Annotated in this window: 19 protein-coding genes (1 of these 19 running past the window's edge); 13 read left to right on the top strand and 6 right to left on the bottom strand. The window is 67.0% G+C overall.

Annotated features, from left to right (window positions below; translation table 11 throughout):
• Positions 1 to 14: 14 nt before the first annotated feature.
• On the top strand, positions 15 to 416 hold the full coding sequence (locus tag AC07U1_RS02870) for a hypothetical protein (protein WP_495178969.1): 402 nt from the start codon (positions 15 to 17) through the stop codon (positions 414 to 416).
• Positions 417 to 426: 10 nt separating this feature from the next.
• On the opposite strand, the gene AC07U1_RS02865 is transcribed toward AC07U1_RS02870, so the two are convergent.
• Together AC07U1_RS02865 and queF are read right to left on the bottom strand one after the other, a co-directional pair.
• Positions 427 to 837 carry an acyl-CoA thioesterase gene (locus AC07U1_RS02865; RefSeq protein WP_056344487.1) on the bottom strand — a complete coding sequence of 137 codons (411 nt, stop codon included), beginning with the start codon at positions 835 to 837 and terminating at the stop codon, positions 427 to 429.
• Positions 838 to 907: 70 nt separating this feature from the next.
• Positions 908 to 1,378, bottom strand: a complete 471-nt coding sequence (gene queF / locus AC07U1_RS02860; protein ID WP_056344485.1) for a preQ(1) synthase — start codon at positions 1,376 to 1,378, stop codon at positions 908 to 910.
• Positions 1,379 to 1,489: 111 nt separating this feature from the next.
• Here queF and AC07U1_RS02855 point away from each other — a divergent pair, with 111 nt between their 5' ends.
• The 4 genes from AC07U1_RS02855 to AC07U1_RS02840 all read left to right on the top strand — a co-directional run bounded on the left by AC07U1_RS02855 (position 1,490) and on the right by AC07U1_RS02840 (position 6,053).
• On the top strand, positions 1,490 to 2,845 hold the full coding sequence (locus tag AC07U1_RS02855; RefSeq protein ID WP_495197634.1) for a hypothetical protein: 1,356 nt from the start codon (positions 1,490 to 1,492) through the stop codon (positions 2,843 to 2,845).
• A 183-nt stretch (positions 2,846 to 3,028) separates the two neighbouring features.
• A complete protein-coding gene (gene sseA, locus AC07U1_RS02850) occupies positions 3,029 to 3,868 on the top strand; it encodes a 3-mercaptopyruvate sulfurtransferase (protein WP_056344483.1) in 840 nt (279 codons plus the stop codon).
• Between the two features lie 53 nt (positions 3,869 to 3,921).
• Positions 3,922 to 5,127 (top strand): cystathionine beta-lyase, encoded by a 1,206-nt coding sequence (gene metC / locus AC07U1_RS02845; protein WP_495178885.1) that lies wholly within the window; start codon positions 3,922 to 3,924, stop codon positions 5,125 to 5,127.
• Positions 5,124 to 6,053: a mechanosensitive ion channel family protein gene (locus AC07U1_RS02840; RefSeq protein WP_495178884.1), complete on the top strand. Its 930-nt coding sequence runs from the start codon at positions 5,124 to 5,126 to the stop codon at positions 6,051 to 6,053. The genes metC and AC07U1_RS02840 overlap by 4 nt, the downstream gene beginning before the upstream one ends.
• Positions 6,054 to 6,147: 94 nt before the next feature.
• On the opposite strand, the gene ppa is transcribed toward AC07U1_RS02840, so the two are convergent.
• Both ppa and AC07U1_RS02830 read right to left on the bottom strand, forming a co-directional pair.
• The gene (gene ppa / locus AC07U1_RS02835) at positions 6,148 to 6,684 is read right to left on the bottom strand and encodes an inorganic diphosphatase (protein ID WP_056344474.1); all 537 of its coding nucleotides are present in this window, start codon (positions 6,682 to 6,684) and stop codon (positions 6,148 to 6,150) included.
• A 239-nt stretch (positions 6,685 to 6,923) separates the two neighbouring features.
• Positions 6,924 to 8,852, bottom strand: a complete 1,929-nt coding sequence (locus AC07U1_RS02830; protein WP_495178883.1) for a M61 family metallopeptidase — start codon at positions 8,850 to 8,852, stop codon at positions 6,924 to 6,926.
• A 332-nt stretch (positions 8,853 to 9,184) separates the two neighbouring features.
• On the opposite strand from AC07U1_RS02830, the gene hisS reads away from it, so the two are divergent.
• The 8 genes from hisS (at position 9,185) to AC07U1_RS02790 (ending at position 20,081) form a co-directional block, all read left to right on the top strand.
• Positions 9,185 to 10,471, top strand: a complete 1,287-nt coding sequence (hisS, locus tag AC07U1_RS02825; protein WP_495178899.1) for a histidine--tRNA ligase — start codon at positions 9,185 to 9,187, stop codon at positions 10,469 to 10,471.
• 10 nt (positions 10,472 to 10,481) lie between these two features.
• Entirely contained in the window at positions 10,482 to 11,549 is a 1,068-nt protein-coding gene (prfA, locus tag AC07U1_RS02820) for a peptide chain release factor 1 (RefSeq protein ID WP_056344467.1), read from the top strand.
• A complete protein-coding gene (gene prmC, locus AC07U1_RS02815; protein ID WP_495178882.1) occupies positions 11,542 to 12,387 on the top strand; it encodes a peptide chain release factor N(5)-glutamine methyltransferase in 846 nt (281 codons plus the stop codon). Before prfA ends, prmC begins: the two co-directional genes overlap by 8 nt.
• Before the next feature lie 272 nt (positions 12,388 to 12,659).
• Positions 12,660 to 13,514 carry a DUF4167 domain-containing protein gene (locus AC07U1_RS02810; protein ID WP_492736616.1) on the top strand — a complete coding sequence of 285 codons (855 nt, stop codon included), beginning with the start codon at positions 12,660 to 12,662 and terminating at the stop codon, positions 13,512 to 13,514.
• A gap of 310 nt (positions 13,515 to 13,824) precedes the next feature.
• A complete protein-coding gene (locus AC07U1_RS02805) occupies positions 13,825 to 15,216 on the top strand; it encodes a DUF4139 domain-containing protein (protein WP_187142400.1) in 1,392 nt (463 codons plus the stop codon).
• Positions 15,217 to 15,235: 19 nt separating this feature from the next.
• Entirely contained in the window at positions 15,236 to 16,840 is a 1,605-nt protein-coding gene (locus AC07U1_RS02800) for a DUF4139 domain-containing protein (RefSeq protein WP_495178898.1), read from the top strand.
• A gap of 76 nt (positions 16,841 to 16,916) precedes the next feature.
• Positions 16,917 to 18,374 (top strand): DUF4139 domain-containing protein, encoded by a 1,458-nt coding sequence (locus AC07U1_RS02795; RefSeq protein WP_495178881.1) that lies wholly within the window; start codon positions 16,917 to 16,919, stop codon positions 18,372 to 18,374.
• Between the two features lie 3 nt (positions 18,375 to 18,377).
• Complete coding sequence (locus AC07U1_RS02790; RefSeq protein WP_495178880.1) at positions 18,378 to 20,081, top strand: DUF4139 domain-containing protein; 1,704 nt, start codon at positions 18,378 to 18,380, stop codon at positions 20,079 to 20,081.
• Here the strand turns inward: AC07U1_RS02790 and AC07U1_RS02785 are convergent.
• Positions 20,078 to 20,455, bottom strand: a complete 378-nt coding sequence (locus AC07U1_RS02785; RefSeq protein ID WP_056344449.1) for an acyl-CoA thioesterase — start codon at positions 20,453 to 20,455, stop codon at positions 20,078 to 20,080. The two genes, AC07U1_RS02790 and AC07U1_RS02785, sit on opposite strands and share 4 nt — an antisense overlap.
• Positions 20,442 to 20,602: the 3' portion of a hypothetical protein gene (locus tag AC07U1_RS02780; protein ID WP_056344445.1), read on the bottom strand. 151 nt of this gene lie beyond the right edge of the window; only the last 161 of its 312 coding nucleotides appear in the window; the start codon falls outside the window, past its right edge; its stop codon occupies positions 20,442 to 20,444. The genes AC07U1_RS02785 and AC07U1_RS02780 overlap by 14 nt, the downstream gene beginning before the upstream one ends.

Below are 20,602 nucleotides of genomic sequence, written 5' to 3'. Positions count from 1 at the left end.
ATTCGGGGGAAGTCATGAAATATCCGATCCTTGCCGCGGCGCTGCTGCTTGCCGCCGCCGCGCCCACCACCACTGCCACCGCGATGACGATCGATACCGACGAGCGCGAGCTTTACGACAACAGCATCCAGTGCATGGCCTTTTTCGGGATCATGGCGGGACTCGGCACCAAGGGCGACGACGCGGACCCGAAGATGGTCGCATCGGGCACCAAGTTTCTGGCCATCGCGACCGTACTCGCCGACGACGACGAGGCGCAGATCAAGACCGACTTCGACGCCCAGATCGACAAGTTCGCACGGATCACCAAGAATCCCGAAGATCCCGACATGATCAAGCAGGTTCAGGACATCAGCGAGAGCTGCACCTTCCTCGAAACGCTGGTCGACGCGATGATCGAAAGCGGCACCCTCTAAGCCGGGCGCGTCAGACCTTTTCCGCCGGAAAGAATTTCGCGACGACCTCGCTCGCGAGGCGCGCGGGGCGCAATGTTTCGGCGTCGATGCAGCACCAGCTCGATTTGACCTCGGCCAGCACTTCCTCGCCGCGCTTGATGATCGTGTCGTAGAAGGCGCGCGCGCCCTGCACTTTTTCGAGGATCACGGTCGCGATGACCTGGTCGTCGAGGAAGGCGGGGCGGCGATAGGTGATCTCGTGCTTCAGCGCGACCCACAGATGTGCCGCGACCGCGTCGGGCGGCGCGATATGGCGCCAGTGCGCCAGCACGGCGTCCTGCACCCAGCTGAGATAATGGGCGTTGTTGACATGCCCCATGAAATCGATCTGGTCGGCGCCGACGGCGATGGCGTGATCGTGCGGGAGCGAGGCTGCGGTCATAACGTTGACACTAATGTCAACAAACTGTGACGGGAAGATGAATTTCCGACCATTTCGATAGAATGATCGTTCAGCCCCGCCCGCGATAGGGCGCGACGCCCTGATCGGGGAGCCACAGGCCTGCGGGCGGCGCGCCCGATTGCCAGAAGACATCGATCGGAATGCCGCCGCGCGGATACCAGTATCCACCGATGCGCAGCCAGCGCGGCGCCATCTCGTCGAACAGGCGGCGGCCGATGCCGACGGTGCAATCCTCGTGGAAACCGGCGTGGTTGCGAAAGCTGGAAAGAAAGAGCTTGAGGCTCTTTGATTCGACGATCGTTTCGCCGGGGGCATAGTCGATCACCAGATGCGCGAAATCGGGCTGGCCGGTCACCGGGCACAGCGAGGTGAATTCGGGCGCGGCGAAGCGGACGAGGTAAAGTTCGTCGGCGCGCGGGTTGGGGACATAGTCCAGGATCGCGGCCTCGGGTGAGGCGGGCAGTTCGCTGGACTGGCCGAGATGCTTGGGCGTCAGCGCCGGGGGGGTGGAATCGGACATGAAATCCCTCTAGTGGGGCGCGCGGCCGCTGTCATCCGTCGATGGCGCGGTCATTCAGCGCCAATTCAGCGGATCGGGCGCGAAACAGACGATCGGGATCGCACAGGTATAATGACGGACAGGCATTTCGGGACCATGGGCAGCGCGCGGGCGGTGCTGGCATTCGCGCTGGCGGCGAGCGCTATCGCGCCCGCGATCGCCCAGCAGGGCGAGACCCCGGCCCCCGCGCCTTCGCCGAGCCGCCCGATCGATTTCCGCCTGCCGCCGCCCGGCGACGACGGCCGCGCGCCGGGGGTGCAAGGACCGGCGGACAATGGCATCGCCCCCTCGGGCCCGGGCGCGCCGCGCCCGACGCCGACACCGGCCCCCACACCGACGCCGCCGCGCGTGACACCGACGCAGCCCGCAACCCAATCGGCGACGCAGCCGGCAGCCGGTGCCGCACCCGCGCCGACGCGTCGCGCGGCCCCGGCCGAAACCGCGCCCGCGACCGTGACTGCGCCGGCGCGGGACACGGCCACCGAGACTCCGTCTTCACCGCCCGCCGCGACCGATGCCGCGCCGGGCTTTTCGCCGGTCGTTTCGGATGCGCCGGCGATCGCCGATGCCGCTCCCGCCGACGACATCGCCCCCGCGCCGGCGGCGCCCGCCGACGGCGGCGGCACGCCGATCTGGGCCTGGCTGCTCGCATTGGTCGCGGCGGGCGCGGCCGGTTTCTGGTACTGGCGCCGCCGCCCCGCGCTGGCGAGCGACGCGCCGATCGAGCGCAACGCGCCGCCGGCCGAGGCGCCGCGCCCGGCGCCTGCGCCGCCGGCTCCCCCCGCGCCGCGCGCTGCGCCGGTTCCGGCCCCCGCCCCCGCCGCCGCGCCCAAGGCGCCGGTGCTGCAGACACTCTCCGGCGGCGAGGCGCCGCAGCGTGTGTCGCCGCTCGTCACCCGTCCCGCGCCCGAGCGTCGCGCGCTGGTGGCGATCGCGCTCGAGGTGCAGGCGATCCGCTTCACGCCCGAGCATGTCGCGGTCGCCTTCGCGTTGAATATCATGAACCAGGGATCGGCCGACGCGACCGGGCTGATGGTGCGCATCGCGCTGAACCAGGGGTCGGCGATGACCGAGCCGGTGCTCGCGCGCTTCTTCGACGGGGCGGGCGGCAGCGTGCTGCGCGACGACATGATCCTCAAGGTCGGGGCGGGCGAGGCGCTGACCACCGAGGCGATGCTGCCGCGCCATATCGTCGAACCGCTGATGATCGGCGGCAAGCCGATGCTGGTGCCGGTGATGGCGTTCGACGTCACCTATCATTGGGACGGCGACGCCGACGCCTTTGGCCAGAATGCGGGCAGCTTCGTGCTCGGCCGCGAATCGGGGGCCAGCGACAGCGACAAGCTCGCGCCGCTGCCGCTCGATCGTGCCTCTTATGCCGTCGACCGGCCCGGTTCGCGGTCGACGGCGGTGCGGCGGAGCCAATAGGCGCGCTTTCTGGCGCCGTTTCGCCTTTTGTGTTGCAGCGCAGCATCGGCTGAGGCAGATGGCCACCGTGCTTGAAAAAGTGCGGGGGGAGACATAGGCTGTGCTTCCCCGGAAAGAGCAAAGCAGGATGGCTGGCGGAGGGATTGGAACAGGTTCCCCGCCGGGTCGTAACAGGAGCATGACATGGACGCCTTGGTCTCAACCGACTGGCTGGAACGCGAACTGGGGGCATCGGACCTGCGGGTCGTCGATGCGACGAAATTCCTCGAGGCGGATCGCGACGCGCGCGCCGAATATGAGGCGGGCCACATCCCCGGCGCGGTGTTCATGGATCTCGCCGAACTGACCGACCCGAACAGCGACGTCGACAATATGGCGCCGCCCGCCGAAAAATTCGCGAGCCGCATGCAGTCGCTCGGCCTCGGCGACGGCAGCCGCATCGTGCTGTACGACGACAGCCCGCTGAAGAGCGCGGCGCGCGGCTGGTGGCTGCTCAAATTGTTCGGCGCACACGACGTCGCGCTGCTCGACGGCGGCCTCGCCAAGTGGAAGGCCGAAGGCCGCCCGCTCGAAATGGGCAAGCAGACGCTGCGCCACCGCCACTTCACCGTGTGGCGCGACGCCAAGGCGGTGCGCACCAAGGACGAAGTTCTGGCGAATGTCGACAGCGGCGCCGAACAGGTCGTCGACGCGCGCTCGGCGGCGCGCTTCACCGGCGAGGAACGCGATCCGCGCGCGGGCGTCGCGCCGGGTCATATCCCGGGTTCGCGCAGCCTGCCGTTCGGCGAGCTGTTCAACGCCGACGGCACCTGGAAGCGCGACGACGCGCTGAAGGCGGCGTTCGATGCCGCCGGGATCGACCTCGACAAGCCGCTGGTTACCACCTGCGGCAGCGGCATGACCGCGACCGTCGTGGCGTTCGGCGCGCACCTGCTCGGCAAGGACGATGTCGCGGTGTACGACGGCAGCTGGACCGAATGGGGCGCCGACCCGGCGACCCCCAAGGCGACCGGCGCGGCTTGAGCCTGTCTTGGCGGGGCGCTGGATTTTGTCCGGCGCTCCGCTAACAAGGCGCGATGAGCAAGAGCGACGACGACAGCCTCCGCCCCGCGACGAAACTGGTGCAGGGCGGGCGGCGGCCCGAATGGACCGGCGACCCGCGGCTGGGCGGCGGCGTCGTCAATCCGCCGGTGTGGCGCGCCTCGACGATCCTATACGACAATATCGCCGACCTGAAGGCGCGCGGGCATGCGACTCATGACAAGCTCTATTACGGACGGCGCGGGACGCCGACGGTGTGGGCGCTCGCCGATGCGTTGACCGAAATGGAGCCGGGCGCCGAGGGCACCTTGCTCTACCCTTCCGGGGTCGCGGCCAATTCGGCGGGCATGCTGGCCTTGCTCGCGCCGGGCGATCATCTGTTGATGGTCGACAGCGCCTATGAACCGACGCGCGCTTTCTGCAACGGGCTGCTCAAACGCTATGGCGTCGATACGACCTATTATGACCCGCTGGTGGGGGCGGGGATCGCCGAGCTGATCCGGCCCGAAACGAAGCTGATCTTCCTCGAATCGCCGGGCAGCCTGACCTTCGAGGTGCAGGATATTCCCGCGATCGTCGCGGCCGCGCGCGCGCGCGGGGTGCTGACGATGCTCGACAACACCTGGGCGACGCCGCTGCTGTTCCCCGCGCTGGCGCACGGCGTCGATGTGACGATGATGAGCCTGACCAAATATGTCGGCGGGCATAGCGACGCGATGATGGGGTCGCTGACCGCGACGAAGGCGGTGTGGCCGCGGCTACGCAGCGCGGCGTACCAGCTTGGCCAGGCGGTCTCGCCCGACGATTGCGCGCTGATGTTGCGCGGGCTGCGCACCCTCGACGTGCGTTTGGCGCGGCATCAGGCGAGCGCGCTGGCGGTCGCCGAATGGCTGGCGGCGCGCGCGGACGTGGGACGGGTGCTGCACCCGGCGCTGGCGGGCGATCCGGGGCATACGATCTGGGCGCGCGATTTTACCGGCGCGAGCGGGCTGTTCGGCTTCACGCTGAAAGGCAGTGACGAGGCGGGGCGGACACGCTTCATCGAGGCGCTGTCGCACTTTGGCATCGGTTTCAGCTGGGGCGGTTATGAAAGCCTGGTGGTGCCGAGCAACCCGGCCGACATCCGCACCGCGACGGTGTGGACCGATCCCGATCCGCTGCTGCGGCTGTCGATCGGGCTGGAGGACCCCGCCGACCTGATCGCCGACCTCGAACGCGGTTTCGCGGCCATGGCGGCATGAGTATCGCCGCCGACGTGCAGGGCGGTATCGGCCGCACGGTCGAGGCGATGCGGGTGATCGGCATCGACGTCGGCTCGTACCGATTGTCGCTCTATGGGCTGTTCTCGACGATCGTCGTTGTGGTTTTGCTCTATGTCGCGGTCAAGCTCGCGATGCGCGCGATCAAATGGGTGCTGCGCCGCAACACCCATATCGACGCGACCCAGCGTATCTTGACCGAGAAGCTGATCGCGATCGCGCTGTTCGTCTTTGCTTTGCTGTTCGGCATCGACCTGCTCGGCATCGACCTGACCGCGCTTGCGGTGTTTTCGGGCGCCGCGGGCCTCGCGATCGGCTTCGGGCTGCAAAAGACCGTCGGCAATCTGATCGCGGGGATCATCCTGCTGATGGACCGCTCCATCAAGCCCGGCGACGTGATCGTTGTCGGCGACGGCGCGAGCATGGGAAGTTCGGCGACGCTGAACGGCGTGCCCAATGTCGGGCGGGTCGCCAAGATCGGGGTGCGCGCGGTCAGCGTCGTCACCCGCGACGGCAAGAAGCATCTGATCCCGAACGAACTCTTGATGACGATGCCGGTCGAGAACTGGAGCTATTCGAGCCGCGACGTGCGGGTGCGGATGCGCGTGCCGGTCGCTTACGACTGCGACCTGCGCGCGGCGCAGGCGATCATGGTCGAGACCGCGAAGGCGAACCTGCGCATTTTGGCGGACCCCGAGCCGGTGGTGTGGATCACGGCGTTCGGCGAACGCGCGGTCGAGCATGAGCTGCGCTACTGGATTTCGGACCCCGAGGCGGGGCTGGGCAATATCCAGGGCGAGGTGTTTCTGGGGATCTGGGACCGCTTCAAGGAAGCGGGGATAAGGATTCCCTATCCGCGCACCGATGTGCGGGTGTTGGCGGATGGGGGCGGAGCTCCGCCGCAATAGACTGCGTCATTGCGAGCGAAGCGAAGCAATCCAGGGCGGTTGCCGCCTACTCTGGATTGCCGCGTCGCTTCGCTCCTCGCAATGACGGGGTGTTTCAGTACCCCGTCGTCTTAGCGCGTTCGATGCACTCGACGATGATGCGCTTGGCCTCGTCGACATCGCCCCAGCCGTTGAGCTTCGCCCATTTGCCGGGTTCGAGGTCTTTGTAGTGGGTGAAGAAATGCTCGATCTGCTGGAGCACGATCGGCGGCATATCGGTGTAGCTCGCGACATCGGCATAATAGGGAAAGGTCTTGTTGACCGGCACGCAGAGCAGTTTCTCGTCGCCGCCGGCATCGTCTTCCATCAACAGCACGCCGATCGGGCGGCACTTGACCACCGCGCCCGCGACGATCGGCGAGCGCGCGACGACGAGGGCGTCGAGCGGGTCGCCGTCCTCGCCCAGCGTGTGCGGCACGAAGCCGTAGTTGGCGGGATAGCGCATCGGGGTGTGCAGGAAGCGATCGACGAACAATGCGCCCGATGCCTTGTCGAACTCATATTTCACCGGCTCGCCGCCGATCGGCACTTCGATCAGCACGTTCAGGCTGTCGGGCGGGCTGTCGCCGGCCGGGATCAGGTCGATGCGCATGGGAGATGTCCTTTTCGGTTTTTGATTCGCGGGGCGCCTTAGACCCTGGGGGCGGGGGAGGGAAGGCGGGAGAGGGGGCGCGTCGCTCGATCCTCCCCGTCGCGCAGCGATGGGGAGGGGGACGGTTCGCGAAGCGAATGGTGGAGGGGCCGCGGCGCCGCACCGCCGCCTGACGGCGTCGGCCCCTCCGTCAGCCCTGCGGGCTGCCACCTCCCCATCGCTTCGCCACAGGGAGGATCTTAAAGCGCCCGTTTCGCCGCCAGCACCTGATCGAACCAGTCCGGCCCCGTCCCCACCTTTTCGAGATGCGGCCAGCGCAGCCCGCCGCGGTAATCGATCTCGACCGTGCGATAGCGGCCGCCGCGCTCGACGAGCAGTTTCACCGGAGTCTTGCCGTCGGTCGCGGCGCGGATCGCCGATTCGATGCGCTCGCGGTTGTAGGTGACGCCGTCGACCGCGAGGATTTTTGTCCCATTGACGATATCGGCGCGAAAGGCGGGGCCGTCCCATGCGATGCTGCCCGCGACGCCGTCCTTGTCGATGATCAGGCCGAGGCTGTGGGTGAGGTCGGTATTCTTCGCCTGCGCCATGCGGTCGCGGTCATAGACGTTGGGCGCGTCGCGCCAGACGAGGCGATAGCCCGCCGCTTCGATCCCCGCGGTCGGCGCCGGGCGGCCGGGGGTCTGCATCCGGTCGCGCAGGAATTTCGCCCAGTCATAAGGGTGGACCGCGTTCAGCGCCGCGACGACATCGTCGAAATCATAGGTCGACTGTCCCCAGTCGCCCTCGCGCCCGCCAAAAAAGCCGCGCGCGAAATCGTCGAGGCTTTTGGCATTGTTCGTGGCGGTGCGGATCAGCATGTCGGCCTCGAGCCACATCAGCCCGCCTTCGTTGTAATAATCCTCGGTCCGCGTCGCGCTGGGGAAGGCGCGAGCCTTGCGTCCTGCGATGATCGGGTCGAGCGTCGTATCTTCGACCGAGCGCCAGGCGCGGCCCGCCTGGGTGCTGTAGAAACCCGCGTTGGTCGCCCATTCGGCGAGGATCATCTCCTTCGACTGCATGCCCGACCGCCCGGCGAGGACGAGGTCCCAATAGCTCGTCTGACCTTCATAGACCCAGAGCAGATTGTCCTGCATCGGCGTGCGGTAATCGGGGGTCCACAGCTTGTCGGGGCGGCGGTATTTGCCGTTCCAGCTGTGGACCAGTTCGTGCGGGAGCAGCCCGCGCTCGCTGTCATTCTCGTCCCATTTGGTGAAATAATCGGGGTTGCGGCTGTTCTCGCTCGACCGGTGATGTTCGAGCCCGATGCCGCCGAGTTCGTCGCTGAGCGCGAGCAGGAAGTCATAACGGTCGAAATGGCGGGTGCCGAACAGCGCGACCGCCTCCGACACCAAGGCCGCGTGGCGCGCGATATGGTCGGGGCTGGCGCCCAGATATTTTTCCTCGTCGGCGACGACGTTGAGCGTCACGCCGTTGCCGAGCGCCCATTGGCGAAAATAACGCCCCGCGAACATCGGGCTGTCGACCAGATTTTCATAGCTGGTGACGCCGAAGCTGTAGCGGTTCTTCGAGACCTGCAACCCGTCGAGCGCGGCGGCGCCGGTCCAGCCTTCGGGCAGGCTGACCTCGAGCTGCACCGGGATCTGGCGGGTGAAATAGCCGGCGGGATAGAGGCTGACCTGTTCCCATTGCAGGTTCATCATCGCCGGGGTGACGACGACGCGGCCCTCGCTGGTGCGGGTGGGCGAGAGGAAGTCGAAGGCGATGTCGATGCTCTTCACGCCCTGCGGCACGTCGATGTCGAAGGCGTAGACGTCGGTCGGCTGGCGCGTCCAGACGAGCGGTTTGCCGCCCGCGGTGGGCTTGAACCCCGCGACCTCGGCGATCGCGCCGCGCGGCGCATGCTTGCCGGGCAGCCATTGCGGATAGAGCAGGGTGACTTTGCCGGCTTTCGGAACCGGGATCGTCTGGCGGACATGGAAGATTCCGCGCGCATAGTCGGTCGCGTCGACCTTGAGCAACATCGTCCCCGGATAGGGGCGGTCGGCGGGCAGCGGGATGGTGAGCGGCTGGACCACCGGTTGCGGGCGGCTGTTGCCGTCCTGGGCATGGGCTGCGGGGGCGGTGAGGGCGATCAGGGCGGCTGCGACGAACAGGTGTTTTTTCATGGTGCCGCGTTTTGCCGCGAAAAGATGGCGAGGTCCAGACCGGCCCCTTCCTTCTCCCCTAGAGGGAGAAGGATATGGAGGCTTGTGAGCGGAGCGAACTAGCCGGAGTTGGATGAGGGGGTGCGAGCGAAGCTCGCGCGGTCGCTCGCGACCGCAACCCCTCACCCAGCTTCGACTAGGCAGCAAGCTGCCAAGTCTTTGCAACCCTCTCCCTCAAGGGGAGAGGGGAGTCCCCTTTGCCTTTCGACCAAAAAAGATTAGACGCCGCCGCCATGAGCAAGGACAAATCCGCCAAGATCGCCACGCCGCAGCCGGTTCGGGGCACGCAGGACATGCTCGGCGATTTCGCCGACCGTTTTCAGCATGTCGTCGACACCTTCGACCGCGTGCGGCGGCTCTATGGCTATAAGCGGATCGAAGTGCCGGTGATCGAGCCGACCGCGGTGTTCGCGCGCTCGCTTGGCGAGACCACCGACGTCGTGTCGAAGGAAATGTATTCGTTCGACGATCGCGGCGGCGAGTCGATCACGCTGCGCCCCGAATTCACCGCCGGCATCGCGCGCGCTTATGTCACCAACGGCTGGCAGCAGTATGCGCCGCTGAAGGTCGCGACGCATGGGCCGCTGTTCCGCTACGAGCGCCCGCAAAAGGGGCGCTATCGCCAGTTCCACCAGCTCGACGCCGAAGTGCTGGGCAGCGACAGCCCGCTCGCCGACGCCGAATTGCTGGTGTTCGCCGACCAGTTGCTCAAAGAATTGGGGATTTCGGAAGGCGTGACGCTGACGCTTAACACGCTGGGCGATGCGGAAAGCCGTGATGCCTGGCGGACAGCGCTGGTCGATCATTTCGAGACGCATCGCGGCGAGCTGTCCGAAGACAGCCTTGCCCGGCTCGACAAGAATCCGATGCGTATCCTCGACAGCAAGGATCCGAAGGACCGCCCGATCGCCGACAGCGCGCCCGATATCGACGCGTTTTTGACGAGCGAAGCGCAGGATTTCTTCGGTGCCGTGACCGCTGGATTGGACGCTGCGGGGGTCGCGTGGGAGCGCAATGCGCGGCTGGTGCGCGGGCTCGACTATTATCGCCACACCGCGTTCGAATTCGTCACCGACCGTCTGGGGGCGCAAGGGACGGTGCTCGGCGGCGGGCGCTACGACGGGCTGATCGAAGCGCTCGGCGGGCCGCCGACCGCCGCGGTCGGCTGGGCGGCGGGGATCGAGCGGCTGGCGATGTTGGTGGATGAAGCAGGGACGTTCAGCCCAAAAAAATTCGATTACGCCGTAGTCCCAACAGATCCTGAGCACCTGGATCGGGCGATGAAAATCGCCGCTGAGTTGCGGAGTGATGGCTACACTGTGGACCTGCCTTTCAAGGGCAATTTCAAGAAACGCCTGAAGAAGGCAGACGAGAGCGGGGCGGCCTATGCCCTCGTCGTCGGTCTGGAAACGTCTTACAAAGATCAGATTACGCTCAAGAACATGGAATCTGGACAGCAGATACACATTCCTGAGGCGCACTACCGATCGGATATTCACGATCAGGATGTTTTGGCCCGGATAGGCGGAAAGCCGATTGCAGGTTTCGGTCGACGTTTCCGTGAAGGCTCGTCGATTTGAAGATTGTGAAATGACCTCCGTTTCCGCCCGCCAGATCGACGCCATCATCGAACGCCACGCCGCCTTGCAGGCGCGCATGGCGACGGGGGACATGGCGCCCGCCGATTTCGTCGCGGCGTCGAAGGAGTTTGCCGAGCTCGAACCCGTCGCCGGCGCGGCGCGCGAAGTGGTGCGGCTGCGCAGCGAACGGGAGTCGCTCGGCGAGATGCTGACCGATCCCGAGATGAAGGCGATGGCGGCCGAGGAACTCGCGGCGGTCGAAGAGGCCTTGCCCGCCGCCGAGCATGACCTTGCGATCAAGCTGCTGCCCAAGGACGTCGCCGACGAGCGCGCGGCGATGCTTGAAATCCGCGCCGGGACCGGCGGCGACGAGGCGGCTTTGTTCGCGGGCGACCTGCTGCGCATGTACAGCCGCTACGCCGACGGGCAGGGCTGGAAGGTCGAGGTGATCTCGGCGAACGAGACCGAGGTCGGCGGCTATAAGGAAGTCGTCGCGAGCGTTTCGGGGCAGGGGGTGTTCGCCAAGCTGAAGTTCGAAAGCGGCGTGCATCGGGTGCAACGTGTGCCGGTGACCGAAAGCGGCGGGCGCATTCACACCAGCGCCGCGACCGTCGCGGTTTTGCCCGAGGCCGAAGAGGTCGATGTCGCGATCGCCGACAGCGACCTGAAGGTCGATATCTATCGTGCGTCGGGTGCCGGCGGGCAGCATGTCAACACGACCGATTCGGCGATCCGCATCACGCATATTCCCTCGGGGCTCGTGGTGATCCAGCAGGACCAGCGCAGCCAGCACAAGAACCGCGCCAAGGCGATGCAGGTGCTGCGCGCGCGGCTCTACGATCTCGAGCGCGAGAAGATCCACAGTGCCGAGGCGTCGGCGCGCAAGTCGATGGTCGGCTCGGGCGACCGGTCGGAGCGCATCCGCACCTATAATTTCCCGCAGGGCCGGGTGACCGATCACCGCATCAACCTGACGCTCCATCGCCTGCCCGAGATTTTGGAAGGTGCGATGGACGAACTGGTCGACGCGCTGATCGCCGAGGATCAGGCACAGCGGCTGGCGGGGCTGGGTGACTGAGACGCCGACCTTCGCGGGCGTCGCGGAGTCGCTGCGCACCACGACGAACCTGCTCACGGGCATCAGCGACACGCCGCGGCTCGATGCCGAACTGCTGATGGCGCATGCGCTGGGGGTGGAGCGGTCGGCGCTGCTGTTCGATCCCGCGCGTTACGAAGTCCCCGAACTTTATGCCCATCTGATCGCGCGGCGGATGGCGCATGAGCCGATCGCCTATATCCTCGGCTATCGCGATTTCTGGACGATCCGCATCGAGGTCGGCCCCGGCGTGCTGATCCCGCGTCCCGATAGCGAGACGTTGATCGAGGCCGCGGTCGCGCATTTCGGGGCGAGCGCACCCTCGCGGATTCTCGATCTGGGGACCGGGCCGGGGACGCTGCTGCTCGCGGCGCTGAGCGAGTTTCCCGATGCGACCGGGCTTGGTGTCGATGCGTCCGAATTTGCGCTCGCTTTTGCGCGCGACAATGCCGAGGAGCTGGGCATGGCCGATCGCACGGCCTTTCAGTCGGGCGACTGGGGTGCGGGCGTCGATGGCCCGTTCGACCTGATCCTCTGCAACCCGCCCTATATCGCCGACGGCGAAAAGCTGATGCCCGATGTCGCCGAGCATGAACCCGCCGAAGCGCTGTTCGCGGGCGTCGACGGGCTGGGCGACTATCGCCGCATCATCCCCGACCTGCCACGGCTGCTGGCGCCGGGCGGTCTTGCGGTCCTTGAAATCGGGGCGACCCAGCATATCTCGGTAGGGAAGCTGGCCGAAGCGGCCGGTTTTGCAGTCGCTTGCCGCCAGGACCTCGGTGGCCGCGACCGCGCCCTCATCTTGACCCTGGCGCGCTGAGGCGCGACCAAGAAATCGCTTGGTTTCGTGCCCAAAGCGAGGTAGGGGCGGCGTACAGGCCTGATCAGGGTCCCTTTGGCGGTGCGGCGCACCGATACTGGTCCGGCGGGTCTGCTTCCCATTTACGATGCTGGTGCGGGACAAGGTGTCTCGCGCAAGCGGTAACACGGAAGAGCCGCGCAAGGGAGCGCGGGCACGACGCGCAAGATGCGCGGTCGGCCAAAAGGGGTTGGCATAGCTTAGAGCTTTTCGACAGGATGTCTCAGTTGAACATGAACAACCGGCAAAACGGTCGCCGTCGCGGCCGTAACAACAACAATAACAACAACAATCGCCCGCAATCGGGTGGCGGCCGTGGTGGTACCGACCAGGCCAATCGCATCGACAGCCGTGCGCGCGGCAACGCAGCGCAGATGATCGAGAAATTCAAGAATCTCGCCCGCGACGCCCAGCTTTCGGGCGACCGGGTGCAGACCGAATATTATCTGCAGTTCGCCGATCATTATTTCCGCGTGCACAGCGATTTCCGCGCCCGCCAGGAAGAAAAGAACGGCGGCCAGCCCGATCGCAACGACCGCCATCGCGAAGTGCGCGGCGTCGAGGATTTCGACGCGCATGACGACACCGACCTCGACGAGGGCCAGGGCGACAGCGACGGCGAGCGCGAGGACAATCGCGGCGAGCGCGACAACCGCGAGCGCGGCGACCGGAATGATCGCAACGATCGTGGCGAGCGCAACGACCGTGGCGACCGCAACCAGAATCGCGGCAACCGTCGTGACGAGAATGACGACAATCGCGGCAACCGCCAGCCGGTGCGCGAGCGCGCCGAGCGTTCCGAACGGCCGGAACGTCCTGAGCGCGAGCGCGTCGAAGTCGAAGCCCGCGACGAGGACGCCGTGGTGGCGGAAGCCAAGCCCGCGCGCGCCCCGCGCCGCAGCCCGCGCCGTCCGCGCGACGAGGACGAGGGTGGCGCCGGGATCGACAGCGCCGTGCTGCCGCCCGCGATCGGCCGCCCCGCTCCGGCTCCCGAAGCCGACGAGGCCGAGGCCGCCGAAGCCGCGCCGAAGCCGCGCAAGCGCCGCACGCTCGCGGCGCGCAGCTCGGACGTCGAAGCCGCAGAGTAATCCGCGGCGCGCGCTAAATACTGCGCTCTAGCGATCCTCCCTGTCGCGCAGCGATGGGGAGGGGGACCGTCCGCGAAGCGGATGGTGGAGGGGCCATGCGGCGCCTCCGACGCCCGACGGCGTCGGCCCCTCCGTCAGCGCTTCGCGCTGCCACCTCCCCATGGCTTCGCCACAGGGAGGATCAGAATGGCCGCTCTCCCTCGCCCGGCCGTTTCCGGTTGAGAGCGCCCGCCCGCCGCTATTTGGCGCTGGCCAATCGCCACGAACTGACATAGCCTCTGCCCCGACAACCATATGGGGGAGAGCGATTATGCGCGCTTTGGCAAAGACTTGCCTGTTGGGAGCCGCCGTCGCTCCATGGCTTTCGCTTCCCGCTGCGGCGCAACAGGACCCCGGCGCCACCGCGCAGGGCGATGTCGCGGTCACCATCTATAACAATGGCCAGTCGCTGGTGCAGGATGACCGCCAGCTTGCGGTCGCCGCCGGGCGCAACCGCATCGAATTTCCCGACGTGTCGGCGCGCATCCGGCCCGAGACGGTGACGCTGTCGGGCGGCGGTCTCGCGATCGTCGAGCAGAATTTCGACTTCGACCTGCTCACCCCCGACAAGTTGATGGACAAGGCGGTCGGCCAGCAGATCACGCTGGTGCGCACCAATCCCGCCACGGGTGCCGAACGCAGCGAACGCGCCAAGGTCCTTGCCGCGAACGGCGGCATCGTGCTGCAGATCGGCGAAAGGATCGAGGTGCTGCGCGACGACGGCCTGCCGGTGCGCGCGGTGTTCGACCGGCTGCCGCCCAATTTGCGCGCGCGCCCGACGCTGTCGGTGACGGTGCAGGCCGAGAATGCGGGCACAGTGCCTGCGCGGCTCTCGTACCTCACCCCAAACCTCGGCTGGACCGCCGACTATGTCGCCTTGTTCGACGCCGCCAAGGGCGCGATGGACATGCAGGGGTGGGTGACGCTGACCAATTCGACCGGCACGACCTTTACCAATGCGCGCACGCTGCTGGTGGCGGGCAGCCCGGGCGGCGGCGGCGGTTTTTCACAGCTCACCGGCGTGCTCGACGAGGCGGGGACCGAGACGAGCACGCGCGAACGGCTCGGCGACTATTATCTCTATCCGCTCGCCGAACGCACGACGATCGCCAATGCGCAGCAGAAGCAGGTTAGCTTCCTCGACGTGAAGGGCGCCCCGGCGCGCTCGACCTATGAATATGTCAACGGCTGGCTGGGCAGCAGCACCGAGCCGGTGAGCGCGGCGAGCGTGTTGCGATTCTCGACCTCGGCGAAGGGCGGGCTCGGCGACCAGCTGCCCGCGGGAACGATCCGCGTCTATATGCGCGACGCGCGCGGCGACCCGCAGTTCATCGGCGAGAACCAGATCGGCCACACCCCGATGGGATCGTCGATGACCCTGCGCACCGGCGACGCCTTTGACGTCAAGATCCAGTCGACGGTGGTGTCGCGCACCCGCAAGAGCGATTCGCGCTGGGTGACCAAGATGAAATATGTCGTCACCAATGCGCGGCCGGGGCCGGTCACCGTCGACCTCGCGCAATCGGGGCTGTGGGGCGACGTCCGCATCACCGACGAAAGCCTGAAGAGCAATCGCGTCTCGGCCGACCGCGTCGAATGGGCGGTCCCGGTGCCCGCGAACGGCAAGACCGAAGTCACCGCCACCTTCGACTCGCGCTACTGAGGACCGGGCCGTGCGCGTGATGCGCCTGATCCCGGCCCTGCTGGCCGCGCTGGTCGCGACGCCGCTGGCGGCACAGCAGGGGGCGAGCCTGCCCGCGCCGCCGGTGCGGCCCGATGCGCCCGTGGTGGTGTCGTCGCAGCTGAAGGATGTCGCGGTCACCGTCTATCGCGCCCCCCAACGCGGCGGCGGTCCGATCAACCCCAACTGGCCGCAGGGCTTCGCTTTGGTCACCGAGACGCGCATCGTGACGCTGCCCGCCGGGTCGTCGGTGCTGCGCTTCGAGGGGGTGTCCGAAGGGCTGCTCCCCGAAACCGCGGTCGTCTCGGGCCTGCCCGACGGGGTGCGTGAGAAGAATCGCGATGCGCGATTGCTGTCGCCGGCGGGGCTGGTCGATGCGTTTCTGAAACGCAGCGTCACGCTGCGCCGCACCGACCGCAAGACCGGCAAGGTCCGCGAGCAGCAGGCGATCATCCAGGCGGGGCCGACCGGCGGGGTGATCCTGCAGACCGATGCGGGCTTCGAGGCGCTCGGCTGTGCGGGGCTGCCCGAGCGCATGCTCTATGGCCGCGTGCCCAAGGACCTGTCGGCGAAACCGACGCTGTCGATCCTCGTCGAAAGCGCGCGGGCGCGGACGGTGACCTTGCAGCTCGTCTATCTGTCCGAAGGCTTCGACTGGGCGGCGAACTATGTCGTCGACCGCGCCGGCGACGGCAAGGCGCTGGGGATCACCGGCTGGATCACCGTCGCCAGCGGCGGGGTGACGAGTTTCCCGAACGCGCAATTGAACGTGATCGCGGGCCGGCTCAACAAGGGTTATCGCGCGCCGCTGCCGCGCACCCCGCCGGGGGCGTTGCAGCTCAAATGCTGGCCGATGGACATCACGAGCACGCATCCCTTTTGGGAGCTGCCGCCGATCATCGAGCCGACCGCCGATTATGCCGAAGAGGTGATGGTGACCGCGAATCGCGCCGGCTATGCGCGGACCGCGATGCCCGTCATGGCGCCACCCCCGCCGCCTCCCCCCGCACCGCCGCCGCCCCCGCCGCCGCCCGCCGAGGATCTGGGCGACCTCAAATTCTATCGCATCCCGTTCCGCGTCGACGTGTCGGCGAAGTCGCAGAAGCAGGTCGCGCTGCTGATCAAGGATAAGGTCGCGGTCGAGCAGCTCTATACCACCATCCTCTACGACTGGATGGCCGGGCGCGTGCAGCCGCTGACGATGATGCTGCGCGTGCAGAATCGCGAGTCGGACGGCCTCGGGCTGGCCTTGCCCGCCGGCGCGGCTTCGGTGTTCGAGACGGTCGCGGGCCGGCGATTGCTCGTCGGCGAGGCGCGGATCGGCGACAAGGCGAAGGGCGAACGCGTCGACTATGAACTCGGGCTCAGCCCGGCGGTGCAATATAATAGCGTCATCACCGGTCGCGGGCCAAAGGGCGAATATCAGGACTGGCAGGTGACGCTGACCAATGCGCGGCCCTTCGACGCCGAGCTCGAAATCCTGATTCCCTTCGCGATCGACCCCGAACCCACGACATGGGAACGGCGCGGGTCGAGCTGGGTGTGGCGGGTGCGGGTGCCCGCGAACGACAGCGTGGTCCAGACATTCCGGCAGAAGATGCGCTGACGACAGAGATACAGGGGGAGAGGTCGCAATGGCTTGTGGGTCGAGGACTTGTGGGTCGAGGACGTGGGGTCTGCTGATGGCTGGCCTTGCGATGGCGGGCCCCGCGGCGGCGCAGCAGGTGGTGAGCACCGGCGGGCAGGGCGATGTCGCGGTGACCATCTATAGCGGCGAACTCGCGCTGGTCACCGATACGCGGCAGACGAATCTGCCCGCGGGCGAAGCGAAGCTCGAATTTCCCGACGTGTCGAGCCGCATCCGGCCCGAGACGGTGAGCCTCGTCGGCACGGGACTCGAGATCGTCGAGCAGAATTTCGATTTCGACCTGCTCTCGCCCACGGCGATGATGCAAAAGGCGGTGGGGCAGGAGATCACGCTGATCCGCACCAACCCCGCGACCGGCGCCGAACTGCGCGAGCGCGCCAAGGTGCTTGCGGTCAACGGCGGGGTGGTGCTCGACGTCGGCGGACGCATCGAGATCTTGCGCGACGACAATCTGCCGGTGCGGGTGATCTTCGACGGCATCCCGACCAATTTGCGTGCGCGGCCGACGCTGTCGGTGACGGTCGACAGCAAGAGCGCGGGCGCCCGCCCGCTGACCCTGCGCTATCTGTCCGAAGGGCTGAGCTGGCGCGCCGATTATGTCGCGCTCTACGACGAGGCGGCGAAGGCGATGGATCTGCAGGGCTGGGTGACGCTGAAGAACAACAGCGGCACCGGTTTCGCCAACGCCAAATTGCTGCTCGTCGCGAGCGAGCAGATCGGGGTGCGGCGCGGGTCGCGCAGCGGCAATGATGGCGAACCCGCGGCGCTGACCAGCGCCGGGACCGAGAGCGCGAAGGCCGAAGCGCTCGCCGACATGTACGCCTATCCGATGGCTGACCGCACGACGATCGCGAGCGCGCAGCAGAAACAGATCGCCTTCCTCGATGCGATGGCGGTGCCCGCGACGCGCGGCTATGCGGCGTCGGCCGATCGTTTCACGACGATCGACGAGGCGCAGAGCGCGCTCGCGACCTATCGTTTCTCGACCGGCAAGGGCGGGGTCGGCGACGCGATGCCGGCCGGGTCGGTGCGGCTTTATGTCAAGGATGCGCGCGGCGCGGCGCAGTTCGTCGGCGAGAGCTATATCGGCCACACCACCGCGGGCTCGACGCTGTCGCTCGCCACCGGCAAGGCCTTCGACGTCAAATATCAGCCGATCCTCGAAAAGCGCGAGAAGCTGACCGAGGAGGACTGGACGCGCAGCAGCACGACCCGTGTGCGCAAGAATGGTGTCGTCACGGTCACCGAGACCGACGTGAAGCGCAATTATTGGCGCACCCATATGCGCTATATCTTCACCAACGCGCGGTCGCAGCCGGTGACGGTCGAGTTCACCCAGAACGGGCTCAACAGCTATGCCAACGACACGCGGGTGCCGTTCGAGAGCATCGCCGCCGAAAAGGACCAGATGCTGGAAAGCCGCAAATGGCTGGTGACGGTGCCCGCGAACGGACGCACCGAACTGACCGTCCAGTACGACACGCTGAACTGAGCGATGCGGGGCGGGGCGTTCGCCTTGCTGCTGATCGCCGCCGCGGTGTTCGCGGCCGGGCCTGCGCGCGCCGCCGATCCGCCGGTCGTCGCCTCGCCGAAGCCCGACCATGTCGCGATCAGCCTCTATCGCGACCCGAACCGCGATACCGACTCGCGGTTGCCGTCGCCCGACGAGGAAGAACCGCTCGGCGGCTTCGCGCTGATTCGCGAGACACGCACCGTCGACCTGCCGCCTGGACCGGTGACGGTGCGATTCGAAGGGGTGTCGAGCAGCATCCTGCCCGAATCGGCGCTGCTGCGCGGCGGCGGCAAACCGCGCGAGAAAAATTACGATCGGCGCCTGCTGTCGCAGCGCGGCCTGCTCGACGCGCTGACCGGGCAGCAGGTGCTGCTGCGCACCACCGACCGTGCGACCGGCAAGGCGCGTTTCGAGCGGGTGCGCATCCGTTCGGGTCCCGAGGAACTGATCGTCGAACGCAAGGGCGGGTTCGAGGCGGTGCAGTGCAGCGGCCTCTCCGAAACCTTGCTCTATGACGCGGTGCCGGCGGGGCTGAACCCGGTGCCGACGCTGTCGATGACGCTCGGCGACCAGCCGGGCGGGCGGACCAGGCTCGAGCTCACCTATCTCGCCAATAATTTCGACTGGCAGTCGAACTATGTCGGCGAGATCGGTGCCAATGCCGAATCGGTCGATCTCTTCGCCTGGCTGACCGTCGCGAGCGGCGATTCGACGAGCTTCGTCGGCGCCGACATGGCGGTAATCGCGGGGCGCATCGCCTTTTTCCGCCAGGCCCCGGTCGCCGACGACGAGAAGGACTGGGAAGAGGAGCAACGGCGGCAGGAGGAAGCGGAGCAGGATCCGTGGAACCCCGACAATATCGAGGTCTGGTTCAGTTGCTGGCCGCAGGGCAGCACCGGCGGCGGCGGATATAATCCGCGCCTGTTCGGGCCGCAGGACCTGCCGGCGTACCGGCCCGAATATTCGGTCGGCTTTTTCTATGGCGGCGGTGGGGGTGGCTGCGGCGAGGACGATGGCTGCGGCGAGATCGTCGTCACCGGATCGCGAATCGCGCCGCGCGAGGACATCGGCGACTATAAATTATATCGCGTGCCGCAGCCGACAACGCTCGGTGCGCAAAGCCGCAAGCAGATCGCCTTCCTCGAAAAGCCCGGGGTCGCGGCGCAGATGCTCCATGTCTTTGCGGTCCGGGGCGACAATTTCAACGATTACACCGACCCGGTGCTGCGCATCGACAACAGGAAGGGCGGGCCGCTCGCCGAGCCGCTGCCCGGCGGGCAGGTTGCGCTGTTCCAGCGCCGACTCGGCGAGCCGATGCTCGTCGCCGAGACGAGTCTGAAGGACAAGGCGGTCGGCGAACTGATCGACCTGCAACTGCCCGACCAGGACGACAGCGATGTCGATACCGACCAGGACACGCTCGATTCGGGCGACGACTGGACGCGGTATCGCATCACGGTCGAGAATTTCGGCGAGAGTGACGAACCGGTCGAGATCAGCTTCGAGAACGACCTCGACTATGTCGTCGACAAGATCAGCCGTGCGACACGGGTGCGCGACGGCAAGCGAATCTGGTCGGTGACGGTTCCCGCCGACGGGAAACGGACGATCGACTATCGCGTGCGCGAAGTGGCGCGAATCGGCGCCGACAACCAGGATGATTGGGAAGAGCCCGAGGAGCCTTAGGCTGGCGGCAACGCGCGCGGCCGGTGATTCTCGTCGAGCGCGACGAAAGTGAACAGGCCTTCGGTGACCTTCACCTGCTCCTCGCCGCGGCCGCGCGACGCGATCACTTCGATTCGGATGCCCATCGACGTCCGACCGCGCCGTTCGAGATGCGCATAGACCGAGATGATGTCGCGCAGCAGGATCGGCGCGATGAATTCCATCGCCTCGATCGCGACGGTCGCGGTCGGTCCCTGGGCGATTCGTGCCGCGACGATGCCGCCGGCGATGTCCATCTGGCTGAGCACCCAGCCGCCGAAGATATGGCCGTTGCTGTTGATGTCGGCGGGCGCGGGGACGACGCGCAGGATCGGGTCGCGGTCAGGGTTTGTCATTCTTCATTTCCGGATCATTTTCGAACGGGTCCTCGATTGCCTCGTCATGCCCGCTGCCGCTCGACAGGAACACCAGCCCCATCAGCGCCGCGCCGAGCATCACCGACAGGCCGACGCCCGCGGTGGTGGCGATGATCATGTGGATGG

This window comes from Sphingopyxis sp. GW821-FHT02C12 (assembly GCF_059421785.1).
The sequence above is the reverse complement of the archived record's forward strand: the minus strand, read 5'-3'. Positions and strand labels throughout refer to the sequence as shown.